Source organism: Faecalibacterium sp. Marseille-Q4164 (assembly GCF_017377545.1).
Classification (GTDB): domain Bacteria; phylum Bacillota; class Clostridia; order Oscillospirales; family Ruminococcaceae; genus Faecalibacterium; species Faecalibacterium duncaniae.
In genome coordinates this window covers 39,550-53,078 of record NZ_JAFREJ010000009.1, presented here as the reverse complement: position 1 = coordinate 53,078, position 13,529 = coordinate 39,550, and the positions used below count along the sequence as shown (strand labels likewise).

General features: G+C 62.5%; 12 protein-coding genes. 1 reads left to right on the top strand and 11 read right to left on the bottom strand.

Annotated features, from left to right (window positions below):
• Positions 1–46: 46 nt before the first annotated feature.
• The 11 genes from J3352_RS09330 to J3352_RS09280 all read right to left on the bottom strand — a co-directional run bounded on the left by J3352_RS09330 (position 47) and on the right by J3352_RS09280 (position 11,359).
• Complete coding sequence (locus J3352_RS09330) at positions 47–979, bottom strand: MOSC domain-containing protein (protein WP_156065229.1); 933 nt, start codon at positions 977–979, stop codon at positions 47–49.
• 4 nt (positions 980–983) lie between these two features.
• On the bottom strand, positions 984–1,964 hold the full coding sequence (gene moaA, locus J3352_RS09325) for a GTP 3',8-cyclase MoaA (protein WP_098925117.1): 981 nt from the start codon (positions 1,962–1,964) through the stop codon (positions 984–986).
• The gene (gene moaC, locus J3352_RS09320; RefSeq protein WP_005931901.1) at positions 1,957–2,454 is read right to left on the bottom strand and encodes a cyclic pyranopterin monophosphate synthase MoaC; all 498 of its coding nucleotides are present in this window, start codon (positions 2,452–2,454) and stop codon (positions 1,957–1,959) included. Before moaC ends, moaA begins: the two co-directional genes overlap by 8 nt.
• 71 nt (positions 2,455–2,525) lie before the next feature.
• Complete coding sequence (locus J3352_RS09315; protein ID WP_005931904.1) at positions 2,526–3,545, bottom strand: molybdopterin-binding protein; 1,020 nt, start codon at positions 3,543–3,545, stop codon at positions 2,526–2,528.
• 18 nt (positions 3,546–3,563) lie between these two features.
• A complete protein-coding gene (gene mobB / locus J3352_RS09310; protein ID WP_156065232.1) occupies positions 3,564–4,082 on the bottom strand; it encodes a molybdopterin-guanine dinucleotide biosynthesis protein B in 519 nt (172 codons plus the stop codon).
• Positions 4,072–5,310, bottom strand: a complete 1,239-nt coding sequence (gene glp, locus J3352_RS09305; RefSeq protein ID WP_156065235.1) for a gephyrin-like molybdotransferase Glp — start codon at positions 5,308–5,310, stop codon at positions 4,072–4,074. The genes mobB and glp overlap by 11 nt, the downstream gene beginning before the upstream one ends.
• Before the next feature lie 429 nt (positions 5,311–5,739).
• Entirely contained in the window at positions 5,740–6,657 is a 918-nt protein-coding gene (locus J3352_RS09300) for a hypothetical protein (protein WP_156065238.1), read from the bottom strand.
• 26 nt (positions 6,658–6,683) lie between these two features.
• Positions 6,684–8,840 (bottom strand): aldehyde ferredoxin oxidoreductase N-terminal domain-containing protein, encoded by a 2,157-nt coding sequence (locus J3352_RS09295; RefSeq protein ID WP_005931922.1) that lies wholly within the window; start codon positions 8,838–8,840, stop codon positions 6,684–6,686.
• Positions 8,841–8,852: 12 nt separating this feature from the next.
• Complete coding sequence (locus tag J3352_RS09290) at positions 8,853–9,497, bottom strand: ferredoxin-like protein (protein ID WP_097770542.1); 645 nt, start codon at positions 9,495–9,497, stop codon at positions 8,853–8,855.
• A 22-nt stretch (positions 9,498–9,519) separates the two neighbouring features.
• On the bottom strand, positions 9,520–10,440 hold the full coding sequence (locus J3352_RS09285) for an FMN-binding protein (RefSeq protein ID WP_370569100.1): 921 nt from the start codon (positions 10,438–10,440) through the stop codon (positions 9,520–9,522).
• A gap of 181 nt (positions 10,441–10,621) precedes the next feature.
• A complete protein-coding gene (locus tag J3352_RS09280) occupies positions 10,622–11,359 on the bottom strand; it encodes a formate dehydrogenase accessory sulfurtransferase FdhD (protein ID WP_156065244.1) in 738 nt (245 codons plus the stop codon).
• A gap of 181 nt (positions 11,360–11,540) precedes the next feature.
• On the opposite strand from J3352_RS09280, the gene J3352_RS09275 reads away from it, so the two are divergent.
• Positions 11,541–13,493 (top strand): glycerophosphodiester phosphodiesterase family protein, encoded by a 1,953-nt coding sequence (locus tag J3352_RS09275; RefSeq protein WP_242699925.1) that lies wholly within the window; start codon positions 11,541–11,543, stop codon positions 13,491–13,493.
• The last annotated feature ends 36 nt before the right edge of the window (positions 13,494–13,529 follow it).

Genomic DNA, 13,529 nt, shown 5'->3' with positions numbered 1-13,529 from the left:
TTTTCACGCCCGGCACCAAAAGCAACGCCGCGGCGGTGAAACAGGCTTATTTGCGGGCACACTCGCCGTCCAGCCCGGCGGCAATGCGTACCCCGTGCTCCAGGCTGGGCAGGATGTACTCCAGATTCTCTTTCACGGCCTTGGGGCTGCCGGGCAGGTTGACGATGAGGGTCTTGCCCCGCAGCACGCTGACAGCACGGCTGAGCATCCCGCGCGGGGTGATGCTCAGGCTGTGGTAACGCATAGCCTCAGCAATGCCGGGGGCGTTGCGGTCCGCTACGGCATAGGTGGCTTCCGGGGTGATATCCCGGGGAGCAAAGCCGGTGCCGCCGGTGGTCAGGATCAGGTTGACCTGACGGCCATCGGCCAGCCGGATGAGCTGTGCCTTCAGGGCCTTTGCCTCATCGGGCAGGATCATGGTCTCCTCCACCTGATAGCCTGCAGCGGTGAGCATCTCCACGATCAGGGGACCGCTCTTGTCCTCCCGCTCACCACGGCTGCCCTTGTCGGAAAGGGTGATGACGGCAGCGCGCAGGGGCGGGTTTTCCGGCGGGGGCAGCAGGGTCACCTCGTCCCCCACGTGGATCTCGCCGCCCTGCAGCACCCGGGCAAACACGCCCTCCCGGGGCATGATGCACTCGCCGGTCTTCTGCTTGATGACGCAGTCGTTGTGGCACTCTTTGCCGATCTGGGTCATTTCCAGCACCACGTCCCCGATGGCAAAGCGGCTGGTCACGGGCAGATTGCGGAAATCGTAGCCTTCCACCACCAGATTCTCACCAAAGGCACCGTAGTCCACCCAGATCTTCTTGCGGAAGTTCTCGATCTTTTCAGCACTCAGCAGGCTGACCTGACGGTGCCAGTTCCCGCCGTGGGCATCGGTCTCAACACCCCATTCCGGGGTCAGGCGTGCGCTTTCCACTTCGGTCTTGACCGTGCCCCGCTGGGGGCTGGTGCAGATCGCCAGAAGTTTTCCCATAGATTTATCCTCCAATTCGGTACATGCCCCGGGTCGCTGGGATGTCCTGTTTCAATTCAAAATGATGTTCCTGGGGCTTTTCCCAGATGGTGGTACGGATGGCAGTCAGCAGCTCTTCGTCAGACGCGCCACTGCGCAGCAGGGCTTTCAGGTCACATCCGGCCTCACTGGCAAGGCAGGGGCGCAGAAAGCCCTGGCTGGTCAGCCGCACCCGGTTGCAGGAGGCGCAGAACTTGCCGTGGACAGCGGCAATGAAGCCGATATCCCCTTTCCAGCCCGGCACGGTGTAATAGACCGCCGGGCCATCGCCCAGCGCGGCACATGCTGCCCCGGGCAGCGGGGCCAGCTCCGGCCAGCGCCTGCGAAAGCGGGCCAGCAGCTCCGGGCCGGAGATACAGGGCATGGCCGCCCCGTAGCCGATGGGCATCATCTCGATGAACCGCACCTGCAGGGGCTTGTCCTGTGCCAGAGCGGCCAGCGCTTCCAGCTCGCCCTCGTTCACGCCCACCTGGGGCACGCAGTTCAGCTTGACCGGAATGCCGCTTTCCAGCGCGGCATGGATGCCCGCCTGCACGGCGGCAAATTCATCCCGGGCCGTGATCTTTGCAAACAGGGCGGGGTCCAGCGTATCCAGACTGATGTTCACGCTGTCCAGTCCGGCCTCCAGCAGGGCGGGCAGCTGCTGTTCCAACAGGACGGCGTTGGTGGTCATGGTGACCTTCCGGATGCCGGGGATGGCTTTCAGCCCTTTGACCAACTGCTCCACGCCCTTGCGCACCAGCGGTTCGCCGCCGGTGACCCGCACGGTATCCACCCCGCACCGGGCAAACAGAGCGGCAAGGCGCAGGAATTCCTCGTAAGTCAGGATATCCTCCCGTTCCAGCTTGTCCACGCCGTCCGGCATACAGTAGCGGCAGCGCAGGTTGCACAGGTCGGTCACGGAAAGGCGGAGATAATGGATATTGCGGCCCTTGGAATCAAACATAGCCGCCCTCCGCCCGGATGTAATGTCCGCTCTTGCCGCCGGTCTTTTCCACCAGATGGATCTCGCCCAGCTCCATGCCCTTATCCACAGCCTTGCACATGTCATAGATGGTGAGCAGGGCGGTGGAAACGCCGGTCAGGGCCTCCATCTCCACGCCGGTCACGCCACTGGTCTTGACCGTGCAGCGTGCTTCCACAGCCCGGCGCTCGGGCAGCAGGTCAAACTCGATCTGCACCTTGGTCAGCGGCAGCGGGTGGCACAGGGGGATCAGCTCGCTGGTGCGCTTGGTGGCCATGATGCCGGCTACCCGGGCCACGCCCAGCACATCGCCTTTTTTCACGGTACCGCTTTCCACGGCGGCAAAGGCATCCGCATTCATGGTAATGATGCCGTGGGCCGTGGCCTCCCGGGCCGTGACGGGCTTTTCGCTCACATCCACCATCACAGCGTTTCCGGCGGCATCAAAATGTGTCAGATTATTTTCACTCATATTTTTTCACCTTAGTTAAGCTCCCTCTGCGGGGGAGCTGGCAAAGCCGAAAGGCTTTGACTGAGAGGGTTTCAGCAGTGTCCGAAGCCGCAGTTGGGCCAGTGGCACTCGGCGCAGCCCAGGCAGAGGCCGCCCTCGCCCAGACGGGCGATATCCTCGGCGGTGATGGGGTCATCGGCCAGCAGGCGGGGCAGCAGCAGGTCAAAAATGGTGCGCTTGGCGTACATCACACAGCCGGGCAGGCCGCAGACCGGCACACCGTCCAGATAGCTGACCAGGAACATGGCACCGGGCAGCACGGGCGCACCGTAGGTAATAATTTCAGCCCCGGTGTTCCTGATGGCCAGCGGGGTGCGGTCGTCCGGGTCCACGCTCATGCCGCCGGTGGTAAAGATCAGCTCACAGCCTGCGGCCTTTGCTTCCAGAATGGCAGCCGTGATGCCCGCCGGGTCATCATCACAGACCTTGTGGAAGGCCATCTCACAGCCATACACCGCCAGCTTTTGCTCGAGGATGGGAGTAAACTTGTCCTCAATGCGGCCCTTGAACACCTCGCTGCCGGTGGTGATAACGGCAAACTTCTTCTGGTGGAAGGGCAGCACGTTCAGGATGGGCTTCGGCCCGGCAGCAGCCTGCATGGCCTCCATCTTCTCCTGCTCAATGACCAGCGGGATGATGCGGGTACCAGCCAGCTTGGCTCCCTTTTTCACAGGCAGATCGCCGTGGATCGTGGCGATCATCATCTGGGGGGTGCTGTTCACTGCCAGCAGGGCCCTGCGGTCGATCTTGAGCAGACCGTCGCAGTCAGCGATCAGTTCGATCTTGCCCTCCCGGGGCTCGGTGCCGTGGATATTCTGACCGGCAGCGGCCTTGTAGAGCAGGGCGGCAGCTTCGTCCTCGTGGAGGATGCCGGGCTTTTTCTCCCAGACATAGAGGTTTTCCTTGCCGATGCTCAGCAGCACCGGAATATCCTCGGGCTGAATGATGTGGCCCTTTTTGAAGCGGGCCCCCTTGAACTCACCCGGGATGATCTGGGTGATATCGTGGCAGAGCACCTGCCCTGCCGCGTCTTCGGTACGGATCAGTTTCATGGTTTCTTCCTCCCCCTGTTACAATGCAGGCATCTGTGCAGCGATCCAGTCGGCCAGCACTGCGGGCTCGTCCAGTGCAAAATCCGCACCCGGAACATCCCCCACGATGGCCAGCGGCTCAAAGGAGACAGGCTCCTCCGAGACAGCCTTGCGCACCACCTCGATCTTGGGCCAGCCGCTCTCCTTGAAGCCCTCCATCAGCACCAGATCATAGCCGTGGCGCTCAAACAGGGCCAGCAGATCCTGCTCATTCAGGCGGAATTCCTCCGTCAGCAGGTAGCGGCTGCCCGAAAAGACCGCCACGCCCTCGGCCCCGGCCTCCCGCAGGCGGAAGCTGTCGGTGCCCGGCACGTCGGGGGTGAAATCGTGGCCGTCATGCTTGATGACACCCACCTTCAGGCCCCGTGCCCGCAGCAGGGGGATGAGTTTTTCCAACAAAGTCGTTTTGCCGCTGTTGTGCGCACCGCTCACGGCCAGCACAGCCGGGCGCTTCAGGCGCAGCTCGGCAGCAAGCGCCTGTTTCTTTTCACTGTACAAAGTTCAGTACCTCCACTTCTTCGCCCGGAGCCACCGGGCCGCTGCCCGCAGGCAGCTCCACCAGGCAGTTGCAGCCCATCATGGCCGACAGACTGCCCGAGGAATGCGCCTCCGCGTTGCCCTCGCCGGGGATCTCCACCAGGCCGCCCAGCGCTCTGGCCCGCAGAAAGCGGGTTCCCTTGCTGGGCTTGGAAAAGCCGGTGGTCAGCCTGCCCCGGGAGCGCACCGGGATGCAGTCCTCTTCCCGCCGCCCTGCGGCCCGCAGCAGGGCCGGAACGGCATACTGCTCCAGCGTGGCAGCAGCGGCAAAGGGATTGCCGGACAGACAGAACACCAGCTTTTCTCCCACCTGTGCAGCGATCATGGGGCTGCCGGGCTTCTGGGCCACCCCGGCAAAAACAGGCTCTGCGTGCAGCATTTCCAGCACTGTGGGCAGGTAATCCTTCTGCCCCACCGAAACACCGCCGCTGGTGATGACGGCATCACACCGGGTGAGCAGGTCCTGCATCCGGGCGGTGATCTCCTCCGGGTCATCCGAGCAGTGGGTGCGCTCCACGGCAAAGCCCAGCTGCCGCAGGCGGGCGGCATTCTGGATCCCGTTGGCATCGTAGATCTTGCCGGGAGCCCAGGCCTCACCCGCTTCCAGCAGCTCACTGCCGGTAGCAAGCACGCCCACGGTCAGGGGGCGGAAGACCTCGGCATCCGGGATGCCCTGGCCGGCCAGCACACCGATGTGCGCCGGGGTCAGCACAGTTCCGGCAGCGGCAATGGGGGCACCGGCGGCGATGTCCTCACCCCGGAACACCACATTGGCGTTGGGCTGAAGCCGGGCGTAAATGCGCACCTGCTCCTCCCCGCCGTCGGTCAGCTCCTGCATCAGAACGCAGTCCGCGCCCGGGGGCAGAGGTGCGCCGGTCATAATGCGGGCGGCACACCCGGCAGGCAGGACAGCGGCGGGGGCATCCCCGGCGTAGAGCTTCATCACCACCGGCAGGGTGACAGGGGTCTCCTCCCCCGCCCCGGCCGTGTCGGCACTGTGGAGGGCATAACCATCCAGAGGGCTCCGGTCAAAAGGGGGCTGATCCATCCGGGCGCACAGGTCCCGGGCTGCGATCCGCCCACAGGCATCATCCAGCGGCACCCGCTCCGTGGCAGGCACTGGAAGAGCCGCAGCAGCATCCAGCACCCGGCGCAGGGCCTGGGCTGGCGTGCAAAAAGGCTGTTTCATTGCAAAAATCCTCCATCGCTCCCCGGGGCACAGTTTGCCCTCTATGGCCCGGACAAACTCCCGGGGAGATCTCTTTTCGATCGGCAGGTGAAAAAAAGCGGAGACGTTCTGACCGAAAATCAAAACGCCCCCGCAAAAAACCGAACATGGCCCGGAGCGGCAGCTTGCAGGCCGCCACGCCGAGGGAGCCGCTTCCTTTTCCGCTGTTGCAGCAACGGGAAGGAGGCAACGCTCCGGAACGGTGGATGGGAGGAGTTCTTTTTTTCAAATTGCAGCGTTTCTTCTGCGGGAAGGCGGCCGGGTTTCCCCTGCCACCCTTGAATGCCGGCGTTGGCCCTTAGCATTGCGGCGCGGTGTCCTGCCCCCTGCGGGGTTTAGACAGCCTTGCTCAAAGAAGCTCTTGTACCCTATTCAATTGTGTATGATCTTTTAGTCGCAGAAATCATCCACGTCGCTGATGGCTTTTGCATAGCGGCGGGTGAGGTGCTGGGTGGAGAAGAGGAACCGCTCGTTCTGATTGTTGGTCAGCTCCTCGATGTCGGCAAACTCCGGCCTGCCCTGCATGGTCTTCCAGGTCTGCTCGATCTCCTCCGGCGCAAGGCCGTAGGGGGAGCGCTGGAAGTACTTCAGCGGGGTGGCACTGGGGTAGACCCGTGCATTGAAGCGCACCATCTCAGCAAACATGACACAGAGGTCTTTGTCCTCAATGAGCTGGGCGATCATGGCGTAGTTGTCGCTCATGTTGGCGTTGGAGTAATAGTAGGTATCCTTTGCGCCTGCACGGACAACGATATCCTCGCACTGGGGGTCCTGCGGCATCTGAGCCAACAGCTCATCGGCGTTCTCCACCTCACTGACCAGCAGTGCGTGGGGCGTGACAAGCGCGGCGGCGCTGCGGGAACGGATGTAACCGGCCAGCTCCTGCGCGGGGGTCAGCTCCGGCAGCTCCGGCGCGGTCTTGGTGGGCTGATCCGCAAAGGGATCGTTTTCAGCCTCCGGCTCACCGGCCAGAAAATCCAGCAGCTGAGGCTTTGCGGCCTCGTCCTGCACAGTTTCGGCGGCTTCGGGTGCGGCCCCGGCAGCCTGCATTGCTGCAAGCTCTGCGGTCTCCCGCTCCACGGCGGCGATCACATCCTCGCCGGTCTTGGCGGCGCTGCCGTCAAAGCTGCTGCCCGTTTCCTTCAGGCGGCGGGCCGTCTCGCTGGCGGCATCGATGTCGAACACCTCTGCCTTGGGCTTTTTCTTGGCGGCCAGCTCTGCCTTCTGCAGGTCCAGAACGGCCTGCTCCGGGTCCACGCTGCTGTCCACAGTGGTGGTGTAGCCGGGTTTACGTCTGCCAAACAACATGACGATCGTTCCTCTTTCTATGGGATTTATTCAGCTGCTGCGGTGTTCTGGGCGTAGATGCCGCGCTTTTCCAGATCATCGGCCATGTCAGCCAGATCATACTTCTCCAGCGTCTCGCGGGTGGGCACACCGGTGGTGCGGTCCCAGCCGAAGATGTCGTAGAACAGATCCTTTGCCTTTTCCATGTCGGCACGGTCCAGCTTGGTGGTGCCTTCCTCGAATGCCTTGAAGTCGGGGTCCTTATCGAACACCCAATCACAGATGGCATCGTGCTCCTGACGCAGGTTTGCGCTGCCGCAGTTCTGCTGGAAGCTGATGGCGGTCATCGCGCGCAGCATCTGGGTGATGCGGGCACCGTCCTCCTGCAGATCGGCCTGGGTATAGGTCTCGCCAGTAACAGCAGTCATAAAGTCTGCCTGCAGATCCAGGTCGCCGTGGTACTCGCGCTCCTTGGAGGGAGACTGGGTCATGGGCCACATCCAGTTGCACAGGGTGGCGGAGTCGTGGAAGTTCTTGTCGTTGACGCAGTATGCAGCCAGCTTTGCCTTGTTCTCGTTGATGGGAGTGTAGGCCTTGGCCTTATCGTAGCAGCCCTCGCCGAAGAAGTCCTCCATGACCTTCTTGGTCACATCATAGGGAGCACCGGAGCCGGTCTCGCAGACGATCTCGTGGATCATGCAGTCGCGGTTGTAGACGAGGTTGTACAGCATACCCACCTGCCATGCCTCAGCAGGGCCGTGGTGGTTGGGGAAGCCGTTGTAGATCAGGTTGGAGTTGGTGGCACCATCGTCGCGGTCCAGCCAGCTCTTGGGCAGGCCGAACTTCTCCATCATGGCCAGGGTGCCCTTGGCGATCACGGACAGGTCGCCCTCACCGTAAGCCATGCGGCGGATCAGCTCCACCTCCCAGCGGGGATCGCCAGCCTTCTCCCACTCCCAGGGCAGAGAGTCGTACTCAGCCTCGCTGATGTACTTGGTGGCCTCTTCGCGGGGCATCCGCAGGATCCACAGCAGGTCGCGGTTCAGGTTGCCGTAGTTGTCCCACAGGCCCATATCGTCCACAGCATGAGACCATGCCAGGTTGATGACCATGGTGCCGTCGCCTTCGTACTTGAAATCGTGCACGCCGTCCGGATAGACGCGGGTGCCGTACAGCACAGGCATACAGGTGTTGGAGTTGTGGGTGGGCAGGTCGTAATCGGCCAGCGGATCCACATCGTACTCAGTGTAGCAGCGGATGGGGCAGGAGGAGCAGCCGCCGTTCTTCACGGTGTACTCCGCAGCCGGAGCGCCGAAGTCGAAGTAGCCCTTGAAGCAGCGCAGAGCCACCTTGTTGATATCGTTGTAGGGCTGCTCGCCGGTATCCACGGGGCCGCCGGGAGCCTTCTTCCACATACGGCCGGGAGCGCCGGACCAGCGGTTCTTGCCGGAGGTGGCGCTGTACTCTGCCCAGCTCTGGGGCTGTGCGGGCACATTGTGGTTGTTGTTGCCGCCGATCAGGTTGCCCATCATGTAGTTGGAGAGCTCCAGCACCTTCTTGGGGTCAGCCACCTTGACGCTGCCGGTGCCGCGGATGGCCAGGCCCTTCAGCTTCTTGTTGCCCATGGCAGCGCCCAGACCGGCACCGCCGGAGTTGCCGAAGCTGGTGTTCAGGGTGGAGTAATCCACCAGGTTCTCACCGGCGGGGCCGATGGAAGCAGTCTCGAACTCACGGCCGTTCTGCTCCACCATCCACTTGTTGGCAGCAAAGGTACCCTTGCCCCAGATCTCGCTTGCGTCCTCCAGAGAGACCTCGCCGTCCTCGATGCGCAGGTAGACGGGCTTTTCGGAGATGCCGCTGACAACGATGCCGTCGTAACCGGCATACTTCAGCATGGAGCCGATGTGGCCGCCCATGTGTGCATCGATGATGGAGTGGCCCTTGGACCAGGTAGAACGGAAGGTCACGTTCATACGGCCGGAGCAGGGCACGCCGGCACCGGTCAGGGGGCCGACACCAAAGATGACCAGAGCCTTCTCGTCATAGGGGTCCAGCTCCATGGGAGCTTCCTCGTACATGATGCGGTAGGCCATGCCCATACCGCCGATATATTTATGGTATTTTGCGTCGTCCTGGGTGGTGATCTCACCGGTGGTCAGGTTGACGCGCAGGATCTTGCCTGCCCAGCCATAGGTTTCAGCCATTGTTGTTCCTCCTTACAGATCCTTGTAAGCAGCCTGTGCTGCGCTGGTAACGGCATCCCAGTCCACGATGGACAGAGCGCCGGACGGGCAGCCCGCCACGCAGGCACCGCAGGCGATGCACTTGGAGGACTTGCCGGTCTCGGGGTTGACGGTGGGCATGTGCCAGGGGCAGGCCTCCACGCAGGCACCGCAGCCGATGCACTTGTCGGTATCGACCACGCGGATGCCCTGCTCATTGGTGATAATGGCCTTCTGGGGGCATGCGTTGCCGCAGGCGGGATCCTCACACTGGCGGCAGGTATCCGGGAAGTAGACAAAGCAGTTGTCGGTGCCGGACAGCAGACCGTTGCCGTCGCCGTCCAGATTCAGGCGGCGCTGGATCTTGACGCGGCTGATGTAGGAAGAGCACACGCCGTCGTTGGTCAGGGTGCAGTTGATCTCGCACCGCTGGCAGCCTGTGCACAGATCAGCATTGACCACCAGCAGACCCTGGGGCAGTGCCCAGGTCGCCACAGCACCGGCGTCCACCTGCTTCTGAGAGCAGCCAAAGAGGGACAGCATAGATGCGGAAAGGGTGAGTCCTGCAAGGCTCTTGCCCGAGATCTTCATAAATTGACGGCGGGTCATGTCAGCCGTCAGAAAATCAGTTTTTGCCATAGGTTTCCATTCCTCCGTGAGGTCACTCTGCGCAGAGCACCTCGGTTACATAGAAATAAGAATTGTTGACGATGTCCGTGACCGCCGTGGACGTAATGGTTGCACCGGAAAGTGCATCCACCTGGGTCATGTCAGCGCTGACCGTGTCGGCCGCACTGCCCTGGGTGGTCAGATCAGCGGCCTGCAGCTTGTACTCGGCCTGCTTTTCAGCGGACCAGTCTGCATAAGGCACTGACTGTTTCTCGCCGTCCTGCGCGCTCTTGCTCAGACACGCCGCGTACAGCTTGCGCCGTGCCACAGCCTCAGCACTGTTGTCCATCGGGGGGATGAGCGCGTCGTCCATCGGCTGGCCGTTCAGGGCCGAGAGGGTCAGCCCGGCTTCATACATCTTCCGGGTAGCCTCGGCCTCCGGGGAGGTATCGCCCGCATGCCATGCGGCGGGGTCGAAAGCCTCAGCGGGGGCAGCGTCGGTCTCGGCGCTGCCTGCGGCAGCAAAAGCCGTGCCGGTGGCCGGGTCGGTCACAGTGTAGCGCTTGCCTGCCAGCGTGAAGGGAGCTGCGCCCTGGTACTGGGCCGTGAACTCCGGGTTCTCACACTGAGCACCCAGGCTGTCGGTCTCGGCCTGTGCCAGGATCTTCACATCCAGCACATTGCCGTCGCGGTCCAGCGTCACACCGGCCTGCACCTCGCTCTGGAAGCCCTGCTTGCTGCCCACCACATAATACGTGGTGTCATCCAGCTGGTACACCGCGCTCACACCATAGGTGGCAGCGTCGGCATCTGCCAGCGGCAGAGCCGTTCCGGCCACCGTGGTGCGGCTGTGCATCAGCCCGCCAAGGCCAAGCGCCATGGCAAGCGTTGCCGCACCCATGGCCGCATAGCCGGGCAGCCGCCTGCGCCACAAGGACTGCGGCGCATGATTTGCCTGCTTCAATTGTATCACCTGCCTGTTTGATTCAGCTGTGCCCGGAACTCCCGGGCACGAAAACAGCCGTTCCACCTGCTGCAACAGTGCGGAACGGTTTCTTCGTTATAAGAATAACATCTTTTCCACCGGTTAGTCAACGTATACGCACAAATAAAGCCCTACAATTTCTCTCAAAAGCTCTTGCCTCTTGGTGAAATCATTTCTTTTGCCGGATAAACAGTTTCAATCCATATTCCTCTGCCAGCTCCAGCGACTGTACCGTGGGCATACTCTTGCTCACCAGCGCGGGCACACCGGCCCGGATGGCCTTGCGCACCATATCCACCGGCACCCGGCCGCTGGTAAAGAGCACACACTCCGCCAGCGGCACACCCTCTGTCAGGGCGCAGCCCACGGCCTTGTCCAGCGCGTTGTGGCGGCCCAGATCCTCGCACCGGTACAAGATCCTGCCCGCACGCAGCAGCAGGCAGCTGTGCACGGCATGGGTGGCACGGTAGAGCGGCAGGCCCTGCCCCATGGCATCGGCCAGCGCATCCACCCATGCGGCGGGGATCTCCCGCTGGGGCACCGGAGCCAGCGGCGGCAGCCGCACCGGGCTGGCCAGCGTCAGGTTATCGGTGCAGCAGCTGGGCACCTCCTGCCCGGCCTGTTCCGCTGCCGCCAGCGGGTGGCGCAGCTGAACGCTTATCTTGAGGCCCTGTGCGCAGACGGCCACCCGCTCCACCTCGTCAGCGGCGGTGATCCAGCCCTCGGTCAGCAGGCGGCCCAGCGCCAGCTGCGGCAGCAGCTCCGGCGTGCAGACCACCCGGAAGGCTGGCTGTTCATTGACCAGAATGGCCGCGGCGTGCTCTGCCGCCAGTGTCCGCTCGGTGCCATCGGGCATCCGGACGCTCTCTGCCCCCGGTGCTGCACCGAATTGATCCATGATCTGCATTGGGTGTTCCTCCCCTGTCTGTTTTACTCTGCCCCTATTGTAACACGCTTTTGCTCCGCTGAAAAGCGCCTGTGCCCTCTGGAACAAACTGTCGATCCGTGTCGTTTCCATTTTTCCCGGCTTTGTGATATACTACTGTAAAATGACGGAACCATATCCCAGTACCGAGGTGGAATCCAAATTGAAGCATCTCTTCCGCTCCCTCACGCGGGCACACCGGGCCTACAAGGACACCCGGAACCATGCCCTGACCCTGCTGCACCGGGCCTCCGCTGCCGTTCTGACAGCCGTGCTGGTGTACAAAGTCCTGACCTATCTTTTGTTTCTGCCCGCCATGAATGGCATCTGGTCGCTGACACTGCACTGCTCACCGGTGAACTACCTGACCAACAACAATGCGCATCAGATCTTTACTTCACCGACCATTTTAGGCGGGATCGTGCTCATCGTCCTTCTGGCGGCGTGCTGGAACCTTTACGGCTTTTCCATCCTCCTGCACGGGTTTGCGCTGGCCCGCCGGGGTGAAACACTGCGTCCTGTTTCCCTGTTCGTCCGGTCGCTGGGGGATATCCGCCATGTCCTGCTCCCCAAAAACTGGCCCATCCTGCTTTACTGCGCCCTGCTCATCCCCTTTACAGATGTATTCGTGGCTTACAACTATATCTCTCAGCTGGCTGTGCCGGAGTACATCCTTGGGCTTGTCCGGGCAAAGCCGCTCTATCTGGTGCTTTTTCTTCTCATTCTGGGTGCGGCGTTCCTGTTCACCCTGTTCTGGGTCCTGGTGCTCCCCCTCTTTACGCTGGAACGCAAAAGCCTGTGGGAAGCCGTTCAGGAGAGCGCAGCCCATGTCAAAACACAGCTGCCCCGGCTGGCCGGTGTGCTGCTGCGGTGGAACCTCAGTGCGCTGGTCCGGTCTGTTCTGGTCTTTTTCGGAGCTTCCCTGCTGGTTTACAGCGTGGCGGCGCTGATCGGCCTGCGGAGCACCCGCGCCATGCTGCTGCTCGCCCGTGCGCTGTATCTGTTGGAGATTCCCTTCTTCGGCTTTTTGCTGGACTGCAAGGTCACCACGGCCCAGTGCACCATCATCGCATTCCTCTACGATTGCTGCCGTGACTGCCCGCCGGAAGAGCTGTCGGAGGGCAAACCGCACCGCTTTGGCGGCTGGCCCCTGCTCACCGCTGCGGTGGCCGGGGTCACGCTGGTCACCGGGCTGATGGCAGTCTACCTCTATGCCCTGCCCCAGGACGATGCCCTGCTCACCGCCGTAGGCGGCGTGACCCCGCTGGTCACCTTCCACCGGGGCGACTGCACCGTGGCTCCCGAAAACACCCTTCCCGCCTTCCGGTCGGCCATCCTCAAGGGCGGCGACCGCATCGAGCTGGATGTGCAGATGACCAGCGACGGCGTGGTCGTGGTGACCCACGATTCAAACCTGAAACGCTGCACCGGCAAAAACGCAAAAGTCTATGATCTGACCTACGCCGAAGTGGCACAGCTGGACGCAGGCCGCTGGTTCAGCAGCCGCTTTGCCGACACCCGGATTCCCACCCTGGAACAGGTGCTGCAGCTCTGCCGGGGCCGCATCGGCCTGAACGTGGAGATCAAGCCCAGCGCCGCCACCCCTGCTCTGGAGGCTGAGACCGTACGCCTGCTGCGGGAATACGGCTTCGACAGCTCCAACTGCGTCATCACCTCCCAGAGCTACGAGACCCTGCACAAGGTCAAAGCGCTGGCCCCTGAGTACCCCACCGGCTACATTCTGGCTCTGGGCGTAGGCAACTACTACGACCTGCCCGATGCCGACTTTTTCAGCGTGGAGACCACCTTTATCACCTCCGGCATGGTCAACGCCGTCCATCTGCGGGGCAAGACCGTCTCTGCCTGGACCATCGATCGCGAAAAGGTCGCCACCCACATGCTGGAGCTGGGCGTGGACGACCTCATCACCGACAAGCCCGACATGGTGCAGGATCTGCTGGCCCGGAATCAGCAGGTGGATGACAGCCTGATCGACTTCCGTGACCTGCTCAACGCCCTGCTCCACCCGGAGCAGCCTGCCGACTCCTCCGATGACGCGGAGGAGACCATCACCGATGCCGTGGAAGACCCGGAGAAGTTCGTGGACGCGGCGTAACACAGCCCCCTCTTTCTTGCGGCATCATTGAACCAA